Source organism: Nonomuraea sp. NPDC001831, from assembly GCF_042892035.1.
Classification (GTDB): domain Bacteria; phylum Actinomycetota; class Actinomycetes; order Streptosporangiales; family Streptosporangiaceae; genus Nonomuraea.
Map to the genome: position 1 here is coordinate 1129840 of NZ_JBIATU010000002.1, position 25098 is coordinate 1154937.

The 25098-nt window shown below is 67.7% G+C and carries 37 protein-coding genes; 2 read left to right on the forward strand and 35 right to left on the reverse strand.

The features are described 5' to 3' along the window. The first annotated feature begins 11 nt into the window (after window positions 1–11). A complete protein-coding gene (locus ACFYYW_RS10780; protein ID WP_387647252.1) occupies window positions 12–1190 on the forward strand; it encodes a hypothetical protein in 1179 nt (392 codons plus the stop codon). Between the two features lie 1285 nt (window positions 1191–2475). Continuing rightward, entirely contained in the window at window positions 2476–4797 is a 2322-nt protein-coding gene (locus ACFYYW_RS10785) for a hypothetical protein (protein ID WP_387647254.1), read from the forward strand. Here the strand turns inward: ACFYYW_RS10785 and truA are convergent. The 35 genes from truA to tuf form a co-directional block, all read right to left on the reverse strand. Continuing rightward, window positions 4762–5640: a tRNA pseudouridine(38-40) synthase TruA gene (truA, locus tag ACFYYW_RS10790; protein ID WP_387647257.1), complete on the reverse strand. Its 879-nt coding sequence runs from the start codon at window positions 5638–5640 to the stop codon at window positions 4762–4764. The two genes, ACFYYW_RS10785 and truA, sit on opposite strands and share 36 nt — an antisense overlap. Before the next feature lie 80 nt (window positions 5641–5720). Beyond that, window positions 5721–6266: a 50S ribosomal protein L17 gene (rplQ, locus tag ACFYYW_RS10795; RefSeq protein ID WP_364389332.1), complete on the reverse strand. Its 546-nt coding sequence runs from the start codon at window positions 6264–6266 to the stop codon at window positions 5721–5723. 159 nt (window positions 6267–6425) lie between these two features. Next, on the reverse strand, window positions 6426–7442 hold the full coding sequence (locus ACFYYW_RS10800; RefSeq protein WP_043623495.1) for a DNA-directed RNA polymerase subunit alpha: 1017 nt from the start codon (window positions 7440–7442) through the stop codon (window positions 6426–6428). 105 nt (window positions 7443–7547) lie between these two features. Further along, the gene (rpsD, locus tag ACFYYW_RS10805; RefSeq protein WP_352327498.1) at window positions 7548–8174 is read right to left on the reverse strand and encodes a 30S ribosomal protein S4; all 627 of its coding nucleotides are present in this window, start codon (window positions 8172–8174) and stop codon (window positions 7548–7550) included. A gap of 23 nt (window positions 8175–8197) precedes the next feature. Beyond that, window positions 8198–8602 (reverse strand): 30S ribosomal protein S11, encoded by a 405-nt coding sequence (rpsK, locus tag ACFYYW_RS10810; protein WP_020542285.1) that lies wholly within the window; start codon window positions 8600–8602, stop codon window positions 8198–8200. Window positions 8603–8644: 42 nt separating this feature from the next. Then, window positions 8645–9025, reverse strand: coding sequence for a 30S ribosomal protein S13 (gene rpsM, locus ACFYYW_RS10815; protein WP_125644650.1), 381 nt, complete (start codon window positions 9023–9025; stop codon window positions 8645–8647). Between the two features lie 213 nt (window positions 9026–9238). Next, window positions 9239–9352 carry a 50S ribosomal protein L36 gene (gene rpmJ / locus ACFYYW_RS10820; protein WP_003956441.1) on the reverse strand — a complete coding sequence of 38 codons (114 nt, stop codon included), beginning with the start codon at window positions 9350–9352 and terminating at the stop codon, window positions 9239–9241. A gap of 24 nt (window positions 9353–9376) precedes the next feature. Next, entirely contained in the window at window positions 9377–9598 is a 222-nt protein-coding gene (gene infA, locus ACFYYW_RS10825) for a translation initiation factor IF-1 (protein ID WP_012887858.1), read from the reverse strand. A 276-nt stretch (window positions 9599–9874) separates the two neighbouring features. Then, window positions 9875–10252, reverse strand: coding sequence for a hypothetical protein (locus ACFYYW_RS10830; protein ID WP_352327497.1), 378 nt, complete (start codon window positions 10250–10252; stop codon window positions 9875–9877). Window positions 10253–10360: 108 nt separating this feature from the next. After that, a complete protein-coding gene (locus tag ACFYYW_RS10835; protein ID WP_352327496.1) occupies window positions 10361–10786 on the reverse strand; it encodes a DUF1707 domain-containing protein in 426 nt (141 codons plus the stop codon). A gap of 17 nt (window positions 10787–10803) precedes the next feature. Further along, a complete protein-coding gene (gene map / locus ACFYYW_RS10840) occupies window positions 10804–11613 on the reverse strand; it encodes a type I methionyl aminopeptidase (RefSeq protein WP_387647261.1) in 810 nt (269 codons plus the stop codon). Window positions 11614–11739: 126 nt separating this feature from the next. Beyond that, window positions 11740–12390: an adenylate kinase gene (locus ACFYYW_RS10845; protein WP_352327494.1), complete on the reverse strand. Its 651-nt coding sequence runs from the start codon at window positions 12388–12390 to the stop codon at window positions 11740–11742. Then, window positions 12390–13694, reverse strand: a complete 1305-nt coding sequence (secY, locus tag ACFYYW_RS10850; RefSeq protein WP_352327493.1) for a preprotein translocase subunit SecY — start codon at window positions 13692–13694, stop codon at window positions 12390–12392. Before secY ends, ACFYYW_RS10845 begins: the two co-directional genes overlap by 1 nt. Window positions 13695–13865: 171 nt before the next feature. Beyond that, window positions 13866–14321: a 50S ribosomal protein L15 gene (gene rplO, locus ACFYYW_RS10855; RefSeq protein WP_352327492.1), complete on the reverse strand. Its 456-nt coding sequence runs from the start codon at window positions 14319–14321 to the stop codon at window positions 13866–13868. A gap of 2 nt (window positions 14322–14323) precedes the next feature. Further along, entirely contained in the window at window positions 14324–14506 is a 183-nt protein-coding gene (gene rpmD / locus ACFYYW_RS10860) for a 50S ribosomal protein L30 (RefSeq protein ID WP_080043226.1), read from the reverse strand. A gap of 2 nt (window positions 14507–14508) precedes the next feature. Next, window positions 14509–15138, reverse strand: coding sequence for a 30S ribosomal protein S5 (gene rpsE / locus ACFYYW_RS10865; protein WP_049572667.1), 630 nt, complete (start codon window positions 15136–15138; stop codon window positions 14509–14511). 25 nt (window positions 15139–15163) lie between these two features. Further along, window positions 15164–15547, reverse strand: a complete 384-nt coding sequence (gene rplR / locus ACFYYW_RS10870; protein WP_125644663.1) for a 50S ribosomal protein L18 — start codon at window positions 15545–15547, stop codon at window positions 15164–15166. Window positions 15548–15549: 2 nt separating this feature from the next. Next, window positions 15550–16092: a 50S ribosomal protein L6 gene (gene rplF, locus ACFYYW_RS10875; RefSeq protein WP_352327491.1), complete on the reverse strand. Its 543-nt coding sequence runs from the start codon at window positions 16090–16092 to the stop codon at window positions 15550–15552. Window positions 16093–16108: 16 nt separating this feature from the next. Beyond that, window positions 16109–16507 carry a 30S ribosomal protein S8 gene (rpsH, locus tag ACFYYW_RS10880; protein ID WP_125644666.1) on the reverse strand — a complete coding sequence of 133 codons (399 nt, stop codon included), beginning with the start codon at window positions 16505–16507 and terminating at the stop codon, window positions 16109–16111. A 145-nt stretch (window positions 16508–16652) separates the two neighbouring features. Next, a complete protein-coding gene (locus tag ACFYYW_RS10885) occupies window positions 16653–16838 on the reverse strand; it encodes a type Z 30S ribosomal protein S14 (RefSeq protein ID WP_020542298.1) in 186 nt (61 codons plus the stop codon). Window positions 16839–16842: 4 nt separating this feature from the next. Then, window positions 16843–17418: a 50S ribosomal protein L5 gene (rplE, locus tag ACFYYW_RS10890; protein ID WP_352327490.1), complete on the reverse strand. Its 576-nt coding sequence runs from the start codon at window positions 17416–17418 to the stop codon at window positions 16843–16845. Then, entirely contained in the window at window positions 17418–17705 is a 288-nt protein-coding gene (gene rplX, locus ACFYYW_RS10895) for a 50S ribosomal protein L24 (protein WP_352327499.1), read from the reverse strand. Before rplX ends, rplE begins: the two co-directional genes overlap by 1 nt. A gap of 8 nt (window positions 17706–17713) precedes the next feature. Next, the gene (rplN, locus tag ACFYYW_RS10900; protein ID WP_090769698.1) at window positions 17714–18085 is read right to left on the reverse strand and encodes a 50S ribosomal protein L14; all 372 of its coding nucleotides are present in this window, start codon (window positions 18083–18085) and stop codon (window positions 17714–17716) included. A gap of 191 nt (window positions 18086–18276) precedes the next feature. Then, window positions 18277–18570 (reverse strand): 30S ribosomal protein S17, encoded by a 294-nt coding sequence (gene rpsQ / locus ACFYYW_RS10905; protein ID WP_352327248.1) that lies wholly within the window; start codon window positions 18568–18570, stop codon window positions 18277–18279. After that, window positions 18563–18799 (reverse strand): 50S ribosomal protein L29, encoded by a 237-nt coding sequence (gene rpmC / locus ACFYYW_RS10910; protein ID WP_026214152.1) that lies wholly within the window; start codon window positions 18797–18799, stop codon window positions 18563–18565. Before rpmC ends, rpsQ begins: the two co-directional genes overlap by 8 nt. Next, window positions 18799–19218 (reverse strand): 50S ribosomal protein L16, encoded by a 420-nt coding sequence (gene rplP, locus ACFYYW_RS10915; RefSeq protein ID WP_125644673.1) that lies wholly within the window; start codon window positions 19216–19218, stop codon window positions 18799–18801. The genes rpmC and rplP overlap by 1 nt, the downstream gene beginning before the upstream one ends. 2 nt (window positions 19219–19220) lie before the next feature. After that, complete coding sequence (rpsC, locus tag ACFYYW_RS10920) at window positions 19221–20072, reverse strand: 30S ribosomal protein S3 (protein ID WP_352327249.1); 852 nt, start codon at window positions 20070–20072, stop codon at window positions 19221–19223. Then, on the reverse strand, window positions 20072–20425 hold the full coding sequence (rplV, locus tag ACFYYW_RS10925; protein ID WP_080043235.1) for a 50S ribosomal protein L22: 354 nt from the start codon (window positions 20423–20425) through the stop codon (window positions 20072–20074). The genes rpsC and rplV overlap by 1 nt, the downstream gene beginning before the upstream one ends. 31 nt (window positions 20426–20456) lie before the next feature. Then, complete coding sequence (rpsS, locus tag ACFYYW_RS10930) at window positions 20457–20735, reverse strand: 30S ribosomal protein S19 (protein WP_030451498.1); 279 nt, start codon at window positions 20733–20735, stop codon at window positions 20457–20459. Between the two features lie 11 nt (window positions 20736–20746). Next, a complete protein-coding gene (rplB, locus tag ACFYYW_RS10935) occupies window positions 20747–21583 on the reverse strand; it encodes a 50S ribosomal protein L2 (RefSeq protein ID WP_125644676.1) in 837 nt (278 codons plus the stop codon). Window positions 21584–21689: 106 nt separating this feature from the next. Next, a complete protein-coding gene (rplW, locus tag ACFYYW_RS10940; protein ID WP_352327250.1) occupies window positions 21690–21992 on the reverse strand; it encodes a 50S ribosomal protein L23 in 303 nt (100 codons plus the stop codon). Further along, window positions 21992–22642, reverse strand: coding sequence for a 50S ribosomal protein L4 (gene rplD, locus ACFYYW_RS10945; RefSeq protein WP_352327251.1), 651 nt, complete (start codon window positions 22640–22642; stop codon window positions 21992–21994). The genes rplW and rplD overlap by 1 nt, the downstream gene beginning before the upstream one ends. After that, complete coding sequence (gene rplC / locus ACFYYW_RS10950) at window positions 22639–23292, reverse strand: 50S ribosomal protein L3 (RefSeq protein WP_138694761.1); 654 nt, start codon at window positions 23290–23292, stop codon at window positions 22639–22641. Before rplC ends, rplD begins: the two co-directional genes overlap by 4 nt. Before the next feature lie 14 nt (window positions 23293–23306). Further along, on the reverse strand, window positions 23307–23615 hold the full coding sequence (gene rpsJ / locus ACFYYW_RS10955; protein WP_012887830.1) for a 30S ribosomal protein S10: 309 nt from the start codon (window positions 23613–23615) through the stop codon (window positions 23307–23309). Window positions 23616–23868: 253 nt separating this feature from the next. Further along, window positions 23869–25062: an elongation factor Tu gene (gene tuf, locus ACFYYW_RS10960; protein WP_352327252.1), complete on the reverse strand. Its 1194-nt coding sequence runs from the start codon at window positions 25060–25062 to the stop codon at window positions 23869–23871. Between the last annotated feature and the right edge of the window lie 36 nt (window positions 25063–25098).

Below are 25098 nucleotides of genomic sequence, written 5' to 3' on the forward strand. Positions count from 1 at the left end.
AATGTCTCCGCATGGTTTCCAACGGCAATGAGGAACGTGGCACGGACAGCGGTCCCCGCCGTTCGCGCAGGGAGCGCGCCGCCGAGAGCGAGACCACTCAGCAGTCTCCGTTCCCGCCGCCGTCCTCGCAGTCCCCTTTCCCCGGGCCTTCGCAGCCGCCGCAGTCCGGCCGCACCGGCCAGTTCCTGCCGCCCGAGCAGCCCGGCCAGCCGGGGCCGTTCGGTCAGTCCGGATCGTTCGGTCAGTCGGGGTCGTCCGGCCAGTCCGGATCGTTCGGTCAGTCGGGGTCGTCCGGTCAGTCCGGATCGTTCGGCCAGTCGGGATCGTTCGGCCAGCCGCCGTATTCGTCGCAGTCCGAGCAGTCGACGCAGTCGGGGCAGCCGGGACAGTCAGGGCAGGCGGGGCAGTCCGAGCAGTCGCCGCAGCCGCAGCAGCCGCAGCAGAGCCGGGTCGGCTGGAGTCCCTACGACGAGGGCCGGCGCTCGCGCGCCCCGCTGTGGTTCGCGATCGGCGGCGTCCTGCTGCTGGGCCTGCTCGGCGGCGGCCTGGCGCTGATGTGGAACGCCGACGGTCCCAGCACCGCTGCGGCCGGCGCCCCCACCAGGACCTCCGCGCCGCTCCCCTCGGCCCCGCCGGGCAAGTACGGCTTCGCGGCCGAGCGCAAGACCGACCCCGACCCGATCACGGTCAAGGAGATCTTCGGCTCGACCAAGAAGATCAACGTCTCGGGGCGCTCGTACGAGATGACGGTCACCAGCAAGGACAAGAAGTGCACCGACGGCGCCCTGGGCGACAAGCTCCAGAAGGCGCTCAAGTCGGGCAAGTGCACCCAGCTCCTCCGGGCCAGCTTCCGCGACAAGTCCGGCAAGGTGATCGGCACGATCGGCGTGGCCAACCTCAAGACGAGCGGCACCGCCAGCAAGGTGGCCAAGGTCGGCGACGCGAGCAACTACGTCAAGCCGCTGGCCGGCAAGGACAGCGTCACCAAGATGCTCGGCTCGGGCAGCGGCGGCGCCAAGATCTCGACCCACGGCCACTACGCGATCATGGTGTGGTTCCAGAACAAGGACGGCAGCAAGCCGGACAAGAAGGAATCGAAGCGCATCCTCGAAGCCATCAAAGACCTCAGCGACGCGACCGTCTTCAAGGCTCTGGACAACCGTTCGATGACGGGAAGCGCCCTCAGCTGAACCGGCATCCTGCCCGATAACCCCCCAAAGAGGACGGCGGATCCCGCGGGGAACCCCCATACCGACATAACGATCTCGCTACTCTCGCTAGGCTCGCCCTATGCGTGGCCAGGAACCCGGGTCCGAGCACGATCGCAGGGAAGCCGACCGTACGACCGCATCGCCGATGCCACCGCCGAGTTTCGGCCGCATCGGCAGCGGCGTCCCGTCGGCGTTCTCTCCGTCAGGTGAACCGAGCGGCGACGAGGCGCGGGTTCCAGGCGGCATTCCACCGGAGCCCGCGGAGGCGTCCACCGGCGTACAGCCGTGGGAGGTGGCCGGCGACGACTCGGCCCCCTACGACTGGTTCGCCGACGACGCCCCCGACACCACCGCTCCCCCACCCCCGAGCTCCTCCGGGTCCAGCGCCTTTCCCGGCACCACCGCTCCCGCACCCCCGAGCTCCTCCGGGTCCAGCGCCTTTCCCGAGACCTCCGGTCCCCGAGCGGGCGGCCCCTCCGAAGCCTCCGGCCCCTTCAACGTCCCTGGGCCTCACCCCCCTTACGGAGCACCCGTCCCCGCCGCCGGCGCCTCCTTCGCGCCTCCCGAGGCGGGCGGCGCTCCGCAGGGCCCGGGAGTCGACGAAGACACCGTCGCCGCCCCCCGTACCCCCCGCAGAAACACCGGCCCTTGGCCGACCGGCACGCCGAACACCCCCGCGGCCGCTTCCCCCACCTCAGCCGGTGCTCCCTCCACCCCAGCCGTGCCGTCAGGCCCCCCGGCCGCCGGATCCGGCATCCCCGGCACTTCGGTCCCGGGAGCCTCCGGAGCGCCCGAAGCCCCCACCTCTGCCCCCGGCAGCTGGGGATCGTCTGCGTCCGCGTCCCGGATGCCCGGAACGCCCGTCTCGGCTTCCGACCCCGCAGGGGTTGCCGATGCCCCCGAGTGGGCTGTTGACGCCCCGACGAGGCCCGCCTGGGCCCCCCAGGTTTCCGACGCTGCGGGCGAGTCGTCCCGCTCGTCCGCCCGGCCCGCCTGGGCGCCCCAAGCTCCCGACCAAGCCGCCTCGCCCCCCAGAGCCGTCCCCGGCCCCGGACGCCCCCTCGGCACCCCCACCGAAGCCGGATGGGGCCCGAAGCCGTCCAGCGAGACCGAGCCGAGCGCAGGCACCGCCGACACACCCGCCTGGACCCCCAGAAACGCCACCGAAGCCACCTGGGGCCCGCAACGTGGGCACGACGCCTCCTGGACCCCGCACCCCCAGACCGACGCCGGCCGGGGCCCACAGCCAGGCGGCAACCCCACCATGGGCCCGCAGCCGGAGGACGGCGCCACCTGGGGTCCGCACCCCCAGGACGACGCCGGCCAGGGCCCGCGCCCCGGGAACAACCCCGCCCGGGGTCCGCAACCGGAGGATGACACCTCCTGGACCCCTGACCCCGGCCAGTGGGCCGCCACCCCGGAGGAAGACCCTCCCGCCTGGCCGGGGCAGTCGGCCGCGCCGGGCACTCCGCAGTGGGAGCAGCCAGGGCCGGTCGTACCGGGCGCGCCGCAGAGGGAGCAGCCGGGGCCGGTCGTGCCGGGCACTCCGCAGAGGGAGCAGCCGGGACCGGTCGTGCCGGGTGCGCCGCCGTGGGAGCCGCCGCCGGCGTTCACAGCCGCCGCCGCGGGCCTTCAGGTGTGGCCCGCCCCGGTCGCCGACCCGCACACCATGCCTCCATGGCCCGCCGCCACGGGCGAACTCGTGGCCGAGCCGGACACCGACGAGCCGTCCCTCGGCGACCCCACCGCTCGATTCCCCACCCCCCAGGCCGGTCACCCTGGGCCCCCGGCAGCGGCCGGCCACCAGCCCACGCAGTTCCCCACCCCTCCGACCGACACCCCGACCGGCCCATCGACCAGCCGCCCCACAGCGCCGCCGGTCCACCCGTCGACCGCCGCGGCCGCCACCTCCGCCACCGGCGTGCCCACCGACCCGAACGCCACCGCACCGGCGTTCCCCCACGACCCCGCAACGCCGTACGACCAGGACGCCGCACCGTACGCCCCCGGCCATCCGCCGTATCCCGCCGACGCCCTCGACACCCCGGACACCGCACCACACGACGCCCCTGACGCCGTACGGTTCGGCACCGAGCCCGGACAGTCCGGCACCGACGCCGGACGTCTCACCCCCAAGCCCGGACAGTCCGGCCCCGACGCCGGACGTTTCACCCCCGAGCCCGGCTCGTACGATCCCGAGGCCGGTTCACCCACCCCCGAGGCCGGCTCGTACGACCCCGATGCCACCCGCCCGGGCGGCATCCCCAAGGCGGCCCACTACTTCGACCCCGAGGCCGCCAAGCGCGACGCCGCCGCCACCGTCCAGCAGCACGCCACCCCGGCCGCTCCGCACGACGAGAACGACCCGGCAGCCCTGGACACCCCGACCCAGGGCATGCGCGCGTCCGACCCCCGCGAGGAGCCCACCGGCCCGATGCGGACGGCCCACCACGTCGAGCCCCACCCCACCAACCCGACGGGCCGCCCCCCGGAGCCGGGCGACGTACCCGTCTGGCCCCCCGCGCCCCCCGCCGAGGAGAAGCGCCCGGAGGACAGGCACCCGGACGAAAGGCCCGACGCGGCGACGCAACGCGCAACCGGCCACGCTCCCGACACGCCTGCACAGACCACCCACCCAGCGGAGCAGGACGAACCCCGGCGTTCACCGGAGCTGCGCCCGGACCCGTCCCCCACCCAGGAGAGACTCCCCGACCTGCCCTTCAACCAGGACCTGTGGACGAAGAGGCCCGGCACCGCCCTCGACCTCCCCACCCCGCCCCAAGGCACGCCCGCCTTCCCACCCGGCGCGTTCAGGCAGCCCCCGTTCCAGATCCCACCGCCACCGCCCCCGGCCCGCGGCAAGAGCAAGCGCGCCCTGCTCGTGACCCTCGGCGCCCTGGCCCTGGCAGGCGTCGCGACCGGCGGCTTCTTCGCCTACCGCGCGCTGAGCACCGCCCCGCCGGCCGCCACGACCGCGGGCGCCACCCCCGCCCCGCCCACGCTGCTGCCCACGACGGAGCTGACCACCAGCCCGCCCGCCGACGTCCCGGGCGCGTCCATGCTCAACTCGGAGGAGACCGACCCGAAGAAGATGTCCGTGACGGAGGCGTTCCCGAAGAAGAAGGTCTCCGCCGCCGGCACGACGTTCACCAGGGTCAAGACCGACACCGAGACGAGCTGCGACAAGGCGGCGACCGGCGCGTTCGCCGACGCGCTGCGCGAGCGCAAGTGCAGCCGGATCATCCGGGCCACCTTCGTCGACAGCAAGCGCCGCTACGCCGTCACCACCGGCATCGCGGTGCTGCCGACCAAGGAGGACGCCGTCCAGACCGACCTGGCCAAGAACCTTCCGCGCAACGTCTGGTTCCGCGCGCTGCCCGGCGCGAAGGGAAGCGGCGGCGAGCGGGTGTCCATCGCCGGCGGCTACGCGGCCGGTCTGGTGTGGGGCAGGTACATCGTCTTCAGCTACGCCACCCACGCCGACGGCCACACCCCGGACGCCGGCGACAAGACGCTGGCCAAGGTCAGCGGGGCGTTCCGGGACCAGACCTCACTCGTCCTGGAGCGCCGCGTCACCAAGGGCTGAGAGCGTGCGGACCCGGCGGGTGGCGGCGGCCCGGGCGGCGAGTTCGTCGGCCGCCGGGTAGCCCACCTCCTCCAGGCACAGCCCGTGCGCGGGCGCGACGTGCACCCCGGAGTCCCGTACGGCCCGCGTCAGCACCTGGCCGGGCCACTCCACCGGCCGCCGCCCGTCGCCCGCGGCCAGCAGTGAGCCCACCAGCGCCCGGACCATCGAGTGGCAGAACGCGTCGGCCACGACGGCGGCGACCAGCACGCCGTCCGCCTCGCGCGTCCACTCCAGGCGCTGCAGTTCCCTGATCGTCGTCGCGCCCTCGCGCTTCTTGCAGAACGCCGCGAAGTCGTGCTCGCCCACCAGCCGCCGGGCCGCCTCGTTCATGGCGTCGAGGTCCAGCGGACGGCTGTGCCAGACCACCTCGTGCCGCCGCAGCGGATCGGCCCCGCCCGCCGTGTCGCACACCCGGTACGCGTACCGCCGGAACATCGCGGAGAAACGGGCGTCAAAGCCCTCAGGAGCCACCGAGACCCGATGAACGCGTACATCCAGCGGCAGAATGCCACCCAGCCGCCGGACGAGCGCAGAGAGCCGCTCATCGAGTTCCAGCGGCCCGCGGTTGCCGTCGAGCTCGGACAAAGACGCGGCCGGCACGTCCACGTGCGCCACCTGGCCGCGCGCGTGCACGCCCGCGTCCGTCCGCCCGGCCACGGTCAGCGCGGCGGGCTCGCCGAGGCGCAGGATCCTGGTGAGCGCCAGCTCGATCTCACCCTGGACCGTACGGCGACCGGGCTGCCTCGCCCATCCGGAGAAGTCGGTCCCGTCGTATGCCAGATCCAGGCGGAGCCGTAGCACGATCGTCCCTTTCGCGTTCACGGAAAAGGGCCCGGACCCCCGCGAAGGGGGTCCGGGCCCGATTCAACCAGCCTGAGAGATCAGGCCTCGTCCTTCTTCGCCTCGGCCTCGGCGGCCGGAGCCTCCTCGGCGGCAGCCGGGGTCTCCTCGGCGGCGGCCTCGGGGGCCTCGGGCGCCTCGGTCTCGGCGGCCTCGGTCTCCTCGGCGGCCGGAGCCGGAGCGGCAGCGGCGGCCGGAGCCTCGGTACGGCGGGTGGTGACACCGTTCAGCGGCTCGGACACCAGCTCGATGACGGCCATCGGAGCGTTGTCGCCCTTACGCGCGCCGACCTTGGTGATCCGGGTGTAACCACCCGGACGCTCGGCGAACGTCACCGCGATCTCGGTGAACAGGTGGTGAACCACGCCCTTGTCCTTGACCACGGTCAGGACCTGGCGACGGTTGTGGATGTCGCCCTTCTTCGCCTTGGTGATCAGGCGCTCCGCCAGCGGGCGAAGGCGCTTGGCCTTGGCAACCGTCGTGCGGATCTTGCCGTGGCGGAACAGGTCCGTGGCGAGGTTCGCCAGGATCAGCCGCTCGTGCGCCGGGCTGCCGCCAAGACGTGCACCCTTGGTGGGCTTGGGCATTGCTTTCTCCTCTTGGGTTAACCCGCCCCGGCCGTACCAGGTACCGGAGTCGGGCCGGCCGCAGTCACCACGACTGGGCCGTTACGTTCGTCACGCGCCGAGCGGCTGGGCCACTCGGCGCGTGCGGGGCACGTGCGGAGACGGGTCTCCGCACGAGGCTCAGTACTGCTCGGTCTCGACGTACGCGCTGTCGTCGTCGTCGTAGCCGCCGCCGGCCACCGCGCTCGGGTCGAACCCGGGCGGGGAGTCCTTGAGCGCCAGCGACATCTCGTGCAGCTTCTGCTTGACCTCTTCGATCGACTTGGCCCCGAAGTTCCTTATGTCGAGAAGGTCCTGCTCGCTGCGGGCGACGAGCTCACCCACGGTGTGGATGCCCTCGCGCTTGAGGCAGTTGTAGGAGCGAACGGTCAGGTTCAGCTCCTCGATCGGCAGCGCCAGGTCGGCGGCCAGGGCGGCGTCGGTCGGCGACGGGCCGATGTCGATGCCCTCGGCCTCGACGTTGAGCTCACGGGCCAGGCCGAAGAGCTCGACGAGGGTCTTGCCGGCCGAGGCCACCGCGTCGCGGGGCTTCATGGCGGGCTTGGTCTCGACGTCGAGGATGAGACGGTCGAAGTCGGTGCGCTGCTCGACTCGGGTCGCCTCGACCTTGTAGGTGACCTTGAGCACCGGGGAGTAGATCGAGTCGATCGGGATGCGCCCGATCTCCTGGCCCGGCTGCTTGTTCTGGGCGGCGGAGACGTAGCCGCGACCGCGCTCGACGGTCAGCTCCATCTCCAGCTTCGCCTTGCCGTTGAGCGTGGCGATGCGCAGCTCGGGGTTGTGCACCTCGACACCGGCCGGAGGCGCGATGTCGGCGGCGGTGACCTCACCCGGGCCCTGCTTGCGCAGGTACATCACGACCGGCTCGTCGTGCTCGGAGGAGACGACCAGCTCCTTGAGGTTCAGGATGATGTCGGTGACGTCTTCCTTGACCCCGGGAACGGTCGAGAACTCGTGCAGCACGCCCTCGATGCGGATGCTCGTCACGGCCGCGCCCGGGATGGACGACAGCAGCGTGCGGCGCAGCGAGTTGCCGATGGTGTAGCCGAAGCCCGGCTCCAGCGGCTCGATGACGAACCGGGACCGGGTCTCGTCGATCGACTCTTCGAGGAGAGTCGGGCGCTGAGCGATCAGCATGGTGTGGGTTCTCCCCTTGTCGTGTGACGCCCGCTATATGACGCCACTCCGATAAACAGTCTAGTTCGGGCACGGAAATCCGCACCCGAACTAGGACGTCAGTGACTACTTGGAGTAGTACTCGACGATGAGCTGCTCTTGGACCTGGGTGTCGATCTGCTGGCGAACCGGCAGCTGGTGGACCAGGACGCGGAGCTTCTCCGGCACGACGCCGAGCCACGCGGGAACCGTGCGCTCGCCCGCGGTCGCCCGAGCGACCTCGTAGGGCAGCAGGTTGCGCTTGGTCTCGCGGACCTCGATGATGTCGTGCTCGCGAACGCGGTACGACGGGATGTCGACCTTCTTGCCGTTCACCAGGATGTGGCCGTGGCGCACCTGCTGGCGGGCGGCGTCACGCGACTGGGCGAAGCCGGCGCGGTAGACGACGTTGTCGAGACGGCTCTCCAGGATCTGGAGCAGCACCTCACCCGACTTGCCGCTCTTGCCCGCGGCCTCCTCGTAGTAGTTGCGGAACTGCTTCTCGAGGACGCCGTAGATACGACGGGTCTTCTGCTTCTCGCGAAGCTGAAGCTGGTACTCGGACTCCTTGGGGCGTCCGCGGCCGTGCTCACCCGGCGGGTAAGGACGGATCTCGATGGGGCACTTGGCGGACTCGCACTTGCTGCCCTTGAGGAAGAGCTTGGTCTTCTCGCGACGGCAGAGCTTGCAGTCCGCGCCCGTGTAACGAGCCATTTCTCAATATCTCCTGGGGAAATTCAGACGCGGCGGCGCTTCGGCGGACGGCAGCCGTTGTGCGGGACCGGCGTGACGTCCTGGATCGAACCCACCTCGAGGCCGGTGGCCTGGAGGGAGCGGATCGCGGTCTCACGGCCGGAGCCGGGACCCTTGACGAACACGTCGACCTTCCGCATGCCGTGCTCCATGGCGCGGCGGGCGGCGTTCTCGGCGGCCATCTGAGCGGCGAACGGGGTGGACTTACGGGAGCCCTTGAAACCCACGTGGCCGGCGCTGGCCCAGGAGATCACGTTCCCGTTGGGGTCGGTGATCGAGACGATCGTGTTGTTGAACGTGCTCTTGATGTGGGCGTGCCCGTGAGCGACGTTCTTCTTTTCCTTGCGGCGCACCTTCTTCGGGGCACCCTGACGGCTCTTAGGAGGCATTGTTTGCCATTACTCCTGAGATCTTCGGTCCGCGGCTGTGGACTACTTCTTACCGGGCTTCTTCTTACCGGCGACGGTCTTCTTCTTGCCCTTACGGGTACGCGCGTTGGTCTGCGTGCGCTGACCGTGGACCGGAAGGCCCTTGCGGTGCCGGATGCCCTGGTAGCAACCGATTTCGATCTTGCGACGGATGTCGGCCTGGACCTCGCGGCGCAGGTCACCCTCGATCTTGAAGTTCGCCTCGATGTAGTCACGCATCGGGACGAGCTCGGTGTCGGAGAGCTGGTGCACGCGGAGGTCGCCGCTGACACCGGTCGCCTGGAGGATCTCCTGGGCGCGGGTGCGGCCGATTCCGTAGATGTAGGTGAGAGCGATCTCCAGCCGCTTCTCGCGGGGGAGGTCGACGCCAACCAGGCGAGCCATGGTCGGGCATTCTCCTTCTTTTTGGCGGAGGTCTTGCGCCGCACTACCCCTCCCCATGCCCGGGGTGAGGGCCCCGGCCTCCGACCGGGGGTCTCCTGGGTGGTACGGAATGCTCCGCCTGCCCAGGTGTGGGACGCGATTACTGTCGCGGGCTCCTCATGCGTCGAGCCCGCTCCCTAAATCGGGGCGGACTCGGAGAAACCTTGCGTACGACTAACCCTGACGCTGCTTGTGGCGCAGGTTGTCGCAGATCACCATGACGCGACCGTGCCGGCGAATCACCTTGCACTTGTCGCAGATCTTCTTGACGCTCGGCTTTACCTTCATTGTCCTTCGTGTTCCTCAGACGTCTTACTTGTATCGGTAGACGATCCGCCCACGACTCAGGTCGTAGGGGCTCAGTTCAACGACTACCCGGTCGTCCGGCAGAATCCGGATGTAGTGCATCCGCATCCGTCCGCTGATGTGGGCCAGGACCTTATGGCCGTTGTCGAGCTGCACCCGGAACATGGCGTTCGGGAGCGACTCAACCACAGTGCCCTCGATCTCGATGGCGCCGTCTTTCTTGGCCAAAATCCCTCGCGTTTCACTGATCGGTCGTCTGAGGCTCCGGTTCACTAAGCAGCCGCGACCTCACGCTTCGAAGAGAGCGGCGATCGGCAAAGACCGCCGACGCGTGATAGTCATAGTGAGCCGACTAAGGAGTGTACGACACCTGAGCCCAAAACGCGAAACGCGTGCCAGGTGTCCTGACACAACCATGTAAGAGTCTACCCCACGGCCCTCACTCCTTCGACCGTACACCGAAGGGCCCGCCGGGCGGACCGGCGAGCCCTTCGGGGGGTGCTCCTAGTAGATGCGGTGCCGGTCACCGCAGTACGTGGACGACCCGCCCCAGCACGTCCAGGTGTAGATCTTCCTGATCCCCCGGCCCGACCAGGTCTCGTCGTGGCTCCCGTCCCACTTCCTGGAGAACTGGTGCCAGCTTCCGTTCGCGTAGTACCGGAACCACACGTAGCCGAACTTCGGCGTGGACTCCTTGCCGTACCAGTGGGTGTAGACCTTGCCGTGCGACCGGTACGTGCTGCCGTGCGTGAACGCCTTGTGGTTGGCCGAGCTGAACGTGCCCCACCCGCCGGACGAGGCCGCCTGGGCGGCGGGGGCGACGGCGAGACCGGTGACGGCGATCGAGCCGGCGAGGGCGGCGGCTGCGAGGACCTTGCGCATCTGATTCCTCCGTGAGTCGTGTTCCCGACACGGCACACGCTAGGAACCAGCGCCGTCCCGTACTGCGGAGGAATACACACAGTGCATTACGGCACACACGGCTCCGGGCTAACTGCGCTTCTGCCCGTTCCCGAAGATCGTGCTCATCAGCAGGATGGCGCCCCAGGGCCCCATGACCCACAGCGGCCACGGATAGATCATGTGACCGGACGAGACGCTCACGATCAGCCAGATCACCCAGTTGACGGCGCTGGCCGCGGCCCAGGCGCCCCAGGCCGCCCGCATGCCCGGATGCAGGTTGCCGCGCGTGGCGGGCACCGCCTCGGGCTTCGCCGGCCGGTGGCGCAGGTCGACGTCGGGCAGGTCGGCCGTCAGCTTGGCCAGGTCACCGTAGGTCTTGCTCTTGTAGAGCTCTTCGAGCCGCTCGTTGAACTCGTCCATCGTGATGCGGCCCTGCGCGGTGTGCTCCCGGAGGATGGCGGCGACCCGGTCGCGGTCGACGTCCGAGGCACGCATCTCGGGGCTGTTCGCCATTCCACCACTCCCGGGGGTCAGGGCTGAAGGTGACTCAGGCGCTCTTCGCCACCGTCCAGGGCGGTAAGCACCCAAGGTCCATTATGTGTCACGGCGACGCTGTGTTCGAAGTGCGCCGAGGCCTTCCCGTCGATCGTCACGACCGTCCAGTCGTCGGACAGCACGCGGGTGCGCTCGGTGCCGAGGTTCACCATGGGCTCGATGGCCAGGCACATGCCCTCCTCCAGCAGCGGGCCGCGGCCCGGCTTGCCGTGGTTGGCGATCCACGGGTCCATGTGCATCTCGGTGCCGATGCCGTGGCCGCCGTACTCCGGAGGGATGCCGAAGCGGCCCTGGGACTTGACGTAGCGCTCGATCTCGTAGCCGATGTCGGACAGGTGCCGGCCGACCTTCAGCGCGGCGATGCCGCGCCACATGGCCTCCTCGGTGACCCGCATCAGCTCGGTCAGCTTCGCGTCGACCTCGCCGACCGGCACCGTGACGGCGGAGTCGCCGTGCCAGCCCTCCAGGATCGCGCCGCAGTCGATGGAGATGACGTCGCCTTCACGCAGCTTGCGGGCGTTCGTGGGGATGCCGTGCACCACCTCGTCGTTGACGGACGCGCAGATCGTCGCCGGGAAGCCCTGGTAGCCCTTGAACGACGGGATCGCGCCTTCGTCCCTGATCGCCTTCTCGGCGATGGAGTCGAGGTCGAGCGGCGTCATGCCGGGCTCGACGGAGCGCTTGAGCAGATCGAGCGTGCGCCCGACCACCAGGCCGGCGGCCCGCATCTTCTCCAGCTGCTCGGGCGACTTGATCTGGATTCCGTGTCGGTTTCTCTTGAACATCGTTCGGCACCCCCCGGGGTTTCTGACGGGCCTCGTGGGAGCCCTAATTCCCCCACAATAGCCGCACACAAAAAAGCAAGGTGGCACGGAGATCCGTGCCACCTTCGCAGGAGATCGTGTCCGGCGTCATCCCAGGTACGGGCGGATCGCCTCCATGGCCCGCTGCGTCACCTCTTCGACCGGCCCGGTCGCGTCGACGCCCACGAGGATGCCCTCGTCGACGTAGTACGAGACCAGCGGCGCGGTCTGCTCCTGGTAGACCTCCAGGCGGTGCCTGACGGTCTCTTCCTTGTCGTCGTCCCGCTGGAACAGCGCGCCGCCGCAGGCGTCGCACTTGTCGTCCTTCTTGTCGTCGAACTCCACGTGCCAGATACGGCCGCACTGACTGCACGTGCGCCGCCCCGCCAGCCGCCGGACGACCTCGTCGTCGTCCACGACCAGCTCCAGCACCAGGTCGAGCTCCAGACCCCAGTCCTTGAGCATGTCGCGCAGGATCTCCGCCTGCGCGACGTTCCTCGGGAAGCCGTCGAGCAGGAACCCGTCCTGCGCGTCGTCCTCGGACAGTCGGTCGCGGACCATGGCGATGGTGACCTCGTCGGGCACGAGATCGCCACGGTCCATGTAGGTTTTGGCCAGCTTGCCGAGGTCCGTGCCGCCCGAGACGTTGGCACGGAAGATGTCACCTGTCGAGATCTTCGGGATGGACAGGTTCGATGCGATGTACTGGGCCTGTGTCCCCTTACCCGCTCCGGGGGGCCCGACGAGAACGAGACGCACTACCGCAGGAAACCTTCGTAGTTACGCTGCTGGAGCTGGCTCTCGATCTGCTTCACCGTGTCCAGGCCGACACCAACCATGATCAGAATGCTCGTCCCTCCGAACGGGAAGTTCTGGCTAGCCCCGGCCACCGCCAGCGCGACGATCGGGATCATGGAGATCAGACCCAGATAGAGCGCGCCGGGCGCGGTCAGACGGGTGAGCACGAAGTTCAGGTATTCAGCCGTCGGACGGCCGGGACGGATGCCCGGAATGAACCCACCGTACTTCTTCATGTTGTCGGCGACTTCAGCGGGGTTGAACGTAATCGACACGTAGAAGTACGTGAAGAAGACGATCAGCACGAAGAACGTGATCATGTAGACCGGGTGGTCGCCCCTGACCAGGTACTGGGAGATCCACTGGACGACCGCGTTGTTCGACGTCGGGAAGAGCGAGGTCAGCAGCTGCGGCAGGTAGAGCAGCGACGAGGCGAAGATGACCGGGATGATACCGGCCTGGTTGACCTTGAGCGGGATGTACGTCGAGGTGCCGCCGTACATCCTGCGGCCCACCATGCGCTTGGCGTACTGGACCGGGATGCGGCGCTGCGCCTGCTCGACGAAGACCACGGCCGCGATCATGAAGACACCGACGACCATGACGACCGCGAAGGTGAACTTGTTCGCCTGGAAGATGTTGGTCAGCTCGGACGGGAAGACCGCGACGACCTGAGTGAAGATCAGGATGGACATGCCGTTGCCGACGCCGCGGTCGGTGATGAGCTCACCGAGCCACATGATCACCGACGTGCCGGCCGTCATGATGATGACCATCGTGACGATGCCGAAGATGTTGTCGGGGTCGAGCAGGACGTCCTGCTGGCAGTTGGGGAACAGCTGGCCGGACCGCGCGAGCGCGATGAAGGCGGTCGACTGGAGGACGCCGAGGCCGATGGTCAGATAACGCGTATACTGCGTGATCTTGGCCTGACCCGCCTGGCCTTCCTTCTTGAGAGCTTCAAGACGTGGAATCACCACGACGAGCAACTGGAGAATGATGCTCGCGGTGATATACGGCATAATGCCCAGCGCGAACACCGACAGCTTCAGGAGCGCACCACCACTGAAGAGCTGCACCATCCCATAGATGTTGCCGGTGGCTCCGTTACGGGCCTGATCGAAACAGGCCGCGAGGTTCTGGACGTGAACTCCCGGAGTCGGAAGAACCGAGCCGAGACGGAACAGCGCGATGATGCCCAGGGTGAAGAGCAACTTCTTGCGCAGGTCCGGTGTCCGGAACGCCCGGGTAAACGCGGTCAGCACGGTCCCTCCTGCGCGCCTTTATGGCGATGTGAGTATGCGGTGGTGCGGGGATCTGCCATGTCAAGTCTCAAGTCAAACGAGCCGGACAGAATCCTGCCGTCTCGCCGAACTCTAACGCACTAAGGGCGTGGGGGCCCATTGTCGGAACCCCCACGCCTCGTCATAGCGGAGCTACAGCTCGGTAACGGAACCACCGGCGGCGGCGATCTTCTCCTTCGCGGCGGACGAGAAGGCGTGAGCCGTAACGTTCACAGCGACGGAGATCTCGCCGGTGCCGAGCACCTTCACGAGCTGGTTCTTGCGAACGGCGCCCTTGGCCACCAGGGCCTCGACGGTGACGTCGCCACCCTCGGGGAACAGCTCGCCGAGCCTGTCCAGGTTGACGACCTGGTAGGTCGTCTTGAACAGGGCGTTGGAGAAGCCCTTGAGCTTCGGCAGACGCCTCTGCAGCGGCACCTGGCCACCCTCGAAGCCGAGGGGGACCGTGGTACGGGCGTGGCTGCCCTTGGTGCCGCGACCGGCCGTCTTGCCCTTGGACGCCTCGCCACGACCCTTGCGGATCTTGGACTTGTTGGCACCCGGAGCAGGACGCAGGTCGTGAATCTTGAGCGGAGCCTTGTCAGTCATGACTAGTCGACCTCTTCCACCTCGACGAGGTGCGTCACCACGGACACCATCCCGCGAATCTCGGGACGGTCCTCCTTGACGACGACATCGCCGATTCGCTTCAGGCCAAGCGAACGCAGCGAGTCACGCTGGTTCTGCTTGCCACCGATCTTCGAGCGAACCTGAGTGATCTTCAGGCGTGCCATGACTAGCTCACCGCCTTCGCGGCCGCGGCCTCGGCGATGCCCTCGCGCTGAGCCTTGAGCATGCGGGCCGGAGCCACGTCCTCGATCGGCAGGCCACGGCGGGCGGCGATCTCCTCGGGGCGGGAAAGGCCCTTCAGAGCCGCCACGGTGGCGTGCACGATGTTGATCGGGTTGTCCGAGCCGAGCGACTTGGACAGCACGTCATGGATGCCGGCGCACTCCAGGACCGCGCGCACCGGGCCACCGGCGATGACGCCGGTACCGGCCGACGCCGGACGCAGGAAGACGACACCGGCCGCCTCCTCGCCCTGCACGGTGTGCGGGATGGTGCCCTGGATGCGGGGCACCTTGAAGAAGTGCTTCTTGGCCTCTTCGACGCCCTTGGCGATGGCCGCGGGGACTTCCTTGGCCTTGCCGTAACCGACGCCGACCAGGCCGTTGCCGTCACCGACGACGACGAGGGCGGTGAAGCTGAAGCGACGACCACCCTTCACGACCTTGGCCACTCGGTTGATCTTCACTACGCGCTCGATGTACGAGACGCCCTTGTCGGCGGCGCCACCGCGGCGATCGTCACGACGGTCCCGCCGCTCGCCACCGGTGCCGCCACCGCGACGCGGAGCTGCAGCCATCAGTGGTTCCTCTTCTCAGTTGCCATCAGAATTCCAGCCCGCCTTCGCGGGCGCTGTCCGCCAGGGCCGCGATGCGACCGGCGTAGCGGTTGCCACCGCGGTCGAAGACGACCTTGGTGATCCCGGCTTCCTTGGCCCGCTGAGCGAGGAGCTCGCCGACCTTCTTGGCCTTCTCCGTCTTGTCCGCCTCGAGCGTGCGCAGCGAGGCGTCCATGGTGGAGGCGCTCACCAGCGTGTGACCGACGGAGTCGTCCACGATCTGGACGAACATGTGACGGGTCGAACGGTTGACGACCAGGCGCGGACGCTCGGCCGTACCGACGACGAACTTGCGGACGCGGCGGTGACGGCGAGCCCGCGAGACGGTGCGGGCAGCCGTGTGCTTGCTGAACGCAGTCTTCGGAGCCATGCCTACTTACCAGCCTTTCCGACCTTGCGGCGGATCTGTTCGCCCTGGTAACGCACGCCCTTGCCCTTGTACGGGTCAGGCTTGCGCAACTTGCGGATGTTGGCCGCGACCTCGCCGACCTTCTGCTTGTCGATGCCGTCCACGTGGAACAGGGTCGGCTTCTCGACGCGGAAGGAGACACCCTCGGGGGCGTCGACGATGACCGGGTGGCTGAAGCCCAGCGAGAACTCCAGCTGCGTCGGGCCCTTGGCCTGGACGCGGTAACCGACGCCGACGATCTCCAGGGACTTCGTGTACCCCTGGGTGACGCCCTGCACCATGTTGGCGATCAGCGTCCGGGACAGGCCGTGCAGCGCACGGACCTTGTTCTCGTCGTTGGGCCGGGAGACGGCGATCGCGCCGTCGTCGTCACGACCGACCGTAATCGGGTCCGCGACCGTGTGAGAAAGCGTGCCCTTCGGGCCCTTGACCTGGACATCCTGGCCGGTGATCGTGATGTCTACGCCACTGGGCACAGGGATGGGCAGCCGTCCGATTCTCGACATGCTGTGTTCCTCCCCTCTACCAGACGTAGGCGAGGACTTCGCCGCCCACGCCACGCTTGCCGGCCTGCTTGTCGGTCATGAGACCGGCGGACGTCGAGATGATCGCGACGCCCAGTCCGCCCAGAACTCGAGGCAGGTTGTCCTTCTTCGCATAAACCCGCAGACCGGGCTTGGAAACCCGGCGCAGGCCCGCGAGCGAACGCTCACGGGTAGGCCCGAACTTGAGCTCCACCACGAGGTTCTTTCCAACCTTGGCGTCTTCGACGGCCCAGGACTGGATGTAGCCCTCCTGCTGGAGGATCTCGGCGATGTGCGCCTTGATCTTCGAATACGGCATCGACACGCTCTCGTGGTACGCCGAGTTCGCGTTACGCAGACGCGTCAGCATGTCTGCGATCGGGTCGGTCATCGTCATGGCCAGTGGCCTTCCTCGCCGCGGTTTCCAGTCGGCCAAGCAGCGCTCTGCCGGTGGACCTTCGGCGCGGTCATGGACGCGAAGCGTCCTGTCTTCTTCTGAACATGGACTCCGGGGGACGACGCGGAGCCGCCCCCCAGAGTATCTACCAGCTCGACTTGGTGATGCCGGGCAGCTCGCCCCGGTGCGCCATCTCGCGGAAGCACACGCGGCACAGGCCGAACTTGCGGTACACCGCGCGCGGACGACCGCAACGCGAGCACCGGGTGTAGGCCCGGACCTCGAACTTCTGCTTGCGCCCCGCCTTGGCGATCAGCGACTTCTTCGCCATTGGATCAGGCCTCCTTGAACGGGAAGCCGAGGAGCTTCAGCAGCGCCCGGCCCTGGTCGTCGTTCGTCGCGGTGGTCACGACCGTGATGTCCATGCCCCGCGGACGGTCGACCTTGTCCTGGTCGACCTCGTGGAACATGACCTGCTCGGTCAGACCGAACGTGTAGTTGCCGTTGCCGTCGAACTGCTTCGGCGACAGGCCGCGGAAGTCCCGGATACGGGGCAGCGCCAGCGCCAGCAGGCGGTCGAGGAACTCCCACATGCGGTCGCCGCGCAGCGTGACGTGCGCGCCGATCGGCATGCCCTCGCGCAGCTTGAACTGCGCGATGGACTTGCGCGCCCGGACGACGGCCGGCTTCTGGCCGGTGATCGCGGTGAGGTCGCGTACGGCGCCTTCGATGAGCTTGGAGTCGCGAGCCGCCTCACCGACACCCATGTTGACCTTGATCTTGGTCAGGGCCGGGATCTGCATGACGTTCTCGATGCCGAACTGCTCGCGAAGCTGGGCCGCGATCTCCTCGCGGTACTTCGTCTTGAGTCGCGGCGTCGGGCGCTCGGTCTCAGTGGTCGTGGCGGTCATCAGCTGTCCTCACCCGTCTCCTCGGCCTTGTCGGCCTTCTTGTCGGCGGGCTTCTCGTCCTTGAGCTTCTTCACGTTGGACACGTGGATGGGGCCCTCCATCGTCTGCACGCCGCCGGTCTTGGCGCCACGCGGACCCTGGAGAGACTCCTTGGTGTGCTTCTTGATCATGTTGACGCCCTCGATCACCACGCGGTCCTCGCGCGGGTACGTGGCGATGACGTGACCCTTGGCACCCTTGTCCTTGCCGGCGATGACCTGAACCAGGTCACCCTTCTTCACATGCAGCTTCGGCATTACAGCACCTCCGGGGCGAGCGAGATGATGCGCATGAACTTCTTGTCGCGCAGCTCGCGGCCGACCGGGCCGAAGATACGAGTGCCACGAGGGTCACCGCTGTCCTTGATGATGACGGCGGCGTTCTCGTCGAAGCGGATGTAGGAGCCGTCGGGCCGGCGGCGCTCCTTGACCGTGCGGACGACGACGGCCTTGACCACGTCGCCCTTCTTGACGCCCGTGCTGCCCGGCAGCGCGTCCTTGACAGTGGCGACGATGATGTCGCCGATACCGGCGTAGCGTCGGCCCGAGCCACCGAGAACACGGATGCAAAGGATCTCCTTCGCACCAGTGTTGTCGGCGACCTTGAGCCGCGACTCCTGCTGGATCACTTGAACTCCTGTTAGTCGCGCCGGTTCTCATCTCTGAGCCTGGCGGAACCTGTCGTTGTCTTGTTCCCACGGCCACAGTCCACGAAGGGGCCGCACCGCAGGCGACGCGAGGCCCGGAGGACCTCGCGTCCTTGGACGCCGTCATGGGGGCCCTGAGGCCCCCACGAGGCGCGGTATATCCGAGAAGAGCCTTACTTGGCCTTCTCGAGGATCTCCACGACCCTCCACCGCTTGGTGGCGGAGAGGGGGCGGGTCTCCATGAGCAGCACGCGGTCGCCGACGCCGCAGGCGTTGGCCTCGTCGTGTGCCTTGTACTTGGTCGTACGGCGGATGACCTTGCCGTACAGACGGTGCTTGACGCGGTCCTCGACGGCGACGACGACGGTCTTGTCCATCTTGTCGCTGACGACCAGGCCCTCACGGACCTTGCGGAAGTTCCGCGCGTCGTTCGCTTCGGTGGTCTCGGTGGTCTCGGTCTCAGCCATCGCTCGACTCCTTCTCGACCGTGACGATGCCGAGCTCACGCTCGCGCATCACGGTGTAGATACGGGCGATCTCGCGGCGGACGGCGCGCAGCCGCCCGTGGCTCTCCAACTGACCGGTCGCTGCCTGGAAGCGGAGGTTGAACAGCTCCTCCTTGGCTTCCTTGAGCTTCTGGACCAGGGTGTCCTGGTCCTCCACTCGCAGCTCGCCGGCGGTCAGGCCCTTAGCCATCACGCCTCACCCACTTCACGCTTAACGATCTTGCACTTCATCGGCAGCTTGTGGATCGCCCTGGTGAGCGCCTCACGAGCGACCGACTCCGCCACGCCGGACAGCTCGAACATCACGCGTCCGGGCTTGACGTTGGCGATCCACCACTCCGGCGAACCCTTACCGGAACCCATGCGGGTCTCGGCCGGCTTCTTGGTGAGCGGACGGTCGGGGTAGATGTTGATCCACACCTTGCCGCCACGGCGGATGTGACGGGTCATGGCGATACGAGCGGACTCGATCTGGCGGTTGGTCACGTAGGAGTGCTCAACAGCCTGAATGCCGAACTCGCCGAACACGACCCTGGTGCCGCCCTTGGCGGCTCCGCTGCGGTCAGGCCGGTGCTGCTTGCGGTGCTTGACCCTGCGCGGGATCAGCATGGTCAGCTCCCTTCAGCACCCGGCTGCGCAGCCGGGCCGGTCTCGGGGGCAGCGCCCGCGGGCGCGGCCGATTCGGTACGGGGGGCGCGGTCGCCACGGCCGCCGCCACGACGCGGACGGTCACCGCCGCCACGACGCGGACGGTCGCCGCCGCCACCACGACGGTCGTCACGCTCGCGACGCTGACCGGCACGAGCGCCGGCGGCAGCCGCCTCACGCTCGGCGCGGCTGGTCGGAGCCTCGCCCTTGTAGATCCAGACCTTCACGCCGATGCGGCCGAAGGTGGTACGGGCCTCGTAGAAGCCGTAGTCGATGTCCGCGCGGAGGGTGTGCAGCGGCACGCGACCCTCACGGTAGAACTCCGACCGCGACATCTCGGCGCCGCCCAGACGACCGGCGCACTGGACACGGATGCCCTTGGCGCCGGACTTCATGGCCGACTGCATCGCCTTGCGCATGGCGCGGCGGAACGAGACACGGCTAGACAGCTGCTCGGCGACACCCTGAGCGACGAGCTGAGCGTCGATCTCCGGGTTCTTGACCTCGAGGATGTTGAGCTGGACCTGCTTCTTGGTCAGCTTCTCGAGGTCGCCGCGGATACGGTCCGCCTCGGCGCCGCGGCGGCCGATCACGATGCCCGGACGCGCGGTGTGGATGTCCACCTGCACACGGTCCGTGGTGCGCTCGATCTCGACCTTGGAGATGCCGGCCCGCTCCATGCCCTTCTGCAGCATGCGGCGGATCGCCACGTCCTCGGCGACGTACGACTTGTACAGCTTGTCGGCGTACCACCGGCTCTTGAAGTCGGTCGTGATGCCGAGGCGGAACCCGTGCGGGTTAACCTTCTGGCCCACTATCGGGTCCTTCCCTTCGGCTCGCGGGATTCCACGATCACGGTGATGTGGCTCGTCCGCTTGTTGATCCGATAGGCGCGACCCTGTGCACGCGGGCGGAACCGCTTCAGCGTCGGGCCCTCGTCGACCCAGGCGCGGCTCACGACGAGCGTGCTGGGGTCGAGGTTGAAGTTGTGCTCGGCGTTCGCCATGGCGCTGCTGAGCACCTTGTAGATCGGCTCGCTCGCCGACTGGGGAGCGAACTGCAGCACGGCCTGCGCCTCCGAAGCGGGCAGCCCGCGAATAAGGTCCACCACGCGGCGGGCCTTGAGGGGCGTGACACGGACGAACCGCGCCTGAGCCCTGGCTTCCATCGCTTACTCCTCTAAATGCTTCTGAAGGCGTCTATCGCCGGCTGCGCCGGTCTTCCTTGACGTGGCTGCGGAACGTCCGCGTGGGGGCGAACTCTCCGAGCTTGTGGCCGATCATCGACTCGGTGACGAACACCGGGACGTGCTTGCGGCCGTCGTGCACGGCGATCGTGTGCCCGAGCATGTCGGGAACGATCATGGAGCGCCGCGACCACGTCTTGATGACGTTCTTGGTGCCCTTCTCGTTCTGGGCGTCCACCTTCTTCTGAAGGTGGTCGTCCACGAAGGGACCCTTCTTAAGGCTACGTGGCATTTCGGCTGCTCCTACCGCTTCTTCCTCTTGCTCCGACGACGGATGATCAGCCGGTCGCTGGACTTGTTGGCCTGGCGGGTGCGGCCCTCGGGCTTGCCCTTGGGGTTCACCGGGTGGCGACCGCCGGACGTCTTGCCCTCACCACCACCGTGCGGGTGGTCAACGGGGTTCATGGCGACACCGCGGACGGTCGGGCGCTTGCCCTTCCACCGCATACGGCCGGCCTTGCCCCAGTTGATGTTGGCCTGCTCGGCGTTGCCGACCTGGCCGACCGACGCCCGGCAGCGCACGTCGACCATGCGCATTTCACCGGACGGCATACGCAGGGTGGCGTACTGGCCTTCCTTGGCGAGCAGCTGGATCTGGGCGCCCGCGGAACGACCGAGCTTCGCGCCGCCGCCCGGACGGAGCTCCACCGCGTGGATGAAGGTACCGGTCGGGATGTTGCGCAGCGGCAGGCAGTTGCCCGGCTTGATGTCGGCAGCGGGGCCGTTCTCGATTCGGTCGCCCTGCTTGAGGCCGGTCGGCGCGATGATGTAGCGCTTCTCACCGTCGGCGTAGTGGAGCAGAGCGATGTTGGCGGTGCGGTTGGGGTCGTACTCGATGTGAGCGACCTTCGCCGGGATGCCGTCCTTGTCATGCCTACGGAAGTCGATGATCCGGTAGGCGCGCTTGTGTCCGCCGCCCTGGTGGCGCGCGGTCACCCGGCCGTGTACGTTCCGGCCGCCCTTGCTGTGAAGGGGCGCAAGCAGCGACTTCTCGGGAGTGCTGCGGGTGATCTCGGAGAAGTCCGAGACACTCGACCCGCGGCGACCCGGAGTCGTCGGCTTGTACTTACGGATGCCCATCTTTTTCGTTCATCCTTCGTCGGTTACATGGGCGAGCCCGCCGCACCGAAATGCGACGGTCTCGTCCCTCGCAGACCTTTCGGTCCGCTTCCTATCTATGGCGCTGCTAGCCGATCTGACCGAAGATGTCGATCCGATCGCCCTCGACCAGGCTCACGATGGCGCGCTTGGTGTCGGGACGCTTGCCGAAACCGGTGCGGGTGCGCTTGCGCTTGCCCGTCCGGTTGATGGTGTTCACGCTGGTGACCTTGACCCCGAAGATCTGCTCAACGGCGATCTTGACCTGGGTCTTGTTCGCGGTCTTCTTCACCAGGAACGTGTACTTGTTGTTCTCATCGATCAGGCCGTAGCTCTTCTCAGAGACGACCGGCTTGATGATGATGTCGCGCGGGTCGGCGATCTTCTCCATCAGGCGTCTTCCTTCCCGCCCTGGCTCAGCCGCGCGACGACCTGGTCGTACGCCTCCTGGGTGAAGACCACGTCGTCGTGCACGAGCACGTCGTAGGTGTTGAGCTGCCCGGCGTCCAGCAGGTGGACCTCGGGAGCGTTACGCAGGCTCATCCAGGTCAGCTCGTCGGCCTCGTCGACGACGACGAGCACGCGGGGAGCCTGAGTGATCTTGCGCAGGGCCTCCAGGGCAGCCTTGGTCTTGGGGGTCTCCCCCGTCACCAGCGTGCTGACCACGTGGACGCGACCGCCACCGGCCCTGTCGGACAGGGCGCCGCGCAGCGCGGCGGCCTTCATCTTCTTGGGCGTGCGCTGCGAGTAGTCACGCGGCACGGGCCCGTGGACGGTGCCACCGCCGGTGAACTGCGGCGCGCGGGTCGAGCCCTGACGGGCGCGGCCGGTGCCCTTCTGGCGGTACGGCTTCTTGCCGCCACCGCTGACCTCGCCACGGGTCTTGGCCTTGTGGGTGCCCTGCCGGCGAGCGGCGAGCTGGGCCACGACCACCTGGTGGATCAGCGGAACGTTGACCGTCGTGCCGAAGACGTCTTCGGGCAGTTCGACGGTGCCGGCCTTGGCGCCGCTGGCGTCGAGGACGTCAATAGTGGTGCTCACTTGGCAGCCCCCTTCTTGGCAGCGGTGCGGACGAGGACCAGGCTGCCGTTCGCGCCGGGGATCGCACCCTTGATCAGGATGAGACCGTTCTCGGCGTCGACGGAGTGAACCTTGAGGCTCTGCACAGTGGTGCGGACGTTACCCATCCGACCGGCCATGCGCAGGCCCTTGAATACGCGGCCCGGGGTGGCGCAGCCACCGATGGAACCCGGCGAGCGGTGCTTGCGCTGCGTACCGTGCGACGCGCCCAGACCACCGAAGCCGTGCCGCTTCATGACACCGGCGAAGCCCTTGCCCTTGCTCTTGCCCGTCACGTCGACGAACTGGCCGGCCTCGAAGGTGTCGGCCAGCAGCTCCTGGCCCAGGGTGTAGTCGCTCGCGTCGTCGGTGCGGATCTCCGCGAAGTAACGGCGCGGGGTGATGTCGTGCTTACGCAGGTAGTCGCCGAGCGGCTTGTTGACCTTCCGGGGGTCGACCTGCCCGAAGCCGAGCTGAACGGCGGAGTAGCCGTCCTTCTCTGCGGTGCGGACCCGGGTCACCACGCACGGACCGGCCTCGACCACGGTCACCGGAACCATCCGGTTGTCCGCGTCGAAGACCTGGGTCATGCCGAGCTTCTTGCCCAGGACGCCCTTGATCGTCTTAGCCATGTCAGTGCGTTCCCTCAGAGCTTGATCGAAATGTCGACACCCGCGGGGAGGTCGAGCCGCATGAGCGAGTCAACCGTCTTGGGGGTCGGGTCGATGATGTCAATCAGCCGCTTGTGCGTGCGCATCTCGAAGTGCTCGCGGCTGTCCTTGTACTTGTGCGGCGAGCGGATGACGCAGTACACGTTCTTCTCGGTCGGCAGCGGCACCGGGCCCGCGACCTTCGCGCCAGTCCGCGTCACCGTCTCGACGATCTTCTTGGCCGAGCTGTCGATGACCTCGTGGTCATAGGCCTTAAGCCGGATGCGGATCTTCTGTCCCGCCATAGTGGCCTCGGTGTCCTTCGCTGTCGTCTGAAAAAGTATCGTGCGGCCTTGTGCCGCTGTGTTGGTGCAGGTCTGACCCTGCGTGACCCCACGAGACAGACACTGTTGATCTGTCTTTTCTTCCGTGATCCGGCAGTTACTTCGGTCACTATGGCCGAAGCGACTGCTGGATCACGGCGCTTTACGCGAGGCCCTTGACGCGGTACGGCGGTCGGCCCTGAATGTGGGGCCGACCGCCGCCCCGACGGTCGAGCTACTTGATGATCTTCACAACCCGGCCGGCGCCGACGGTGCGGCCACCCTCACGGATCGCGAACTTGAGGCCTTCCTCCATGGCGATGGGCTGGATCAGCTCAACGCGCATCTCGGTGTTGTCGCCCGGCATGACCATCTCGGTGCCCTCGGGGAGGTTCACAACACCGGTCACGTCAGTCGTACGGAAGTAGAACTGCGGGCGGTAGTTGTTGAAGAACGGCGTGTGGCGGCCGCCCTCGTCCTTGGACAGGATGTAGACCTGGCCGGTGAACTCGGTGTGCGGGGTCGTCGTGCCCGGCTTGATGATGCACTGGCCGCGCTCGACGTCGTCGCGCTTGATGCCGCGGAGCAGCAGGGCGGCGTTGTCGCCGGCGTGACCCTCGTCGAGCATCTTGTTGAACATCTCGATGCTGGTGACGGTGGTCGTCGTCTTCTCCGGCTTGATGCCGATGATGTCGACCTGCTCGTTGACCTTGACGATGCCGCGCTCGATACGACCGGTGACGACGGTGCCGCGACCGGTGATCGAGAAGACGTCCTCGACGGGCATGAGGAACGGCTTCTCCGTGTCACGGGGAGGCTCGGGGACGTTCTCGTCCACCGCGTTCATCAGCTCGATGATGCTGTCGGCCCACTTCTCGTCACCCTCGAGAGCCTTGAGGGCGGAGACGCGGACGACGGGCAGGTCGTCGCCGGGGAACTCCTGCGCGGACAGGAGCTCACGGACCTCCAGCTCGACGAGCTCGAGGATCTCCTCGTCGTCGACCATGTCGGCCTTGTTCAGCGCCACGACGATGTAGGGGACGCCGACCTGGCGGGCCAGGAGGACGTGCTCCTTCGTCTGCGGCATCGGGCCGTCGGTGGCGGCGACCACGAGGATGGCGCCGTCCATCTGAGCGGCACCGGTGATCATGTTCTTCACGTAGTCGGCGTGACCGGGGCAGTCAACGTGAGCGTAGTGACGCTTCTCGGTCTGGTACTCGACGTGCGCGATGGAGATCGTAATACCGCGAGCCTTCTCCTCGGGCGCCTTGTCGATCTTGTCGAACGGGGTCGCCTTGTTGAGCTCGGGGAAACGGTCGTGAAGCACCTTGGTGATCGCCGCGGTCAGCGTGGTCTTGCCGTGGTCGATGTGTCCAATGGTGCCGATGTTCATGTGCGGCTTAGTCCGCTCGAACTTGGCCTTGCCCACTGGTTCTCTCCTTGAGAATCTGACTGACTTGTCTAC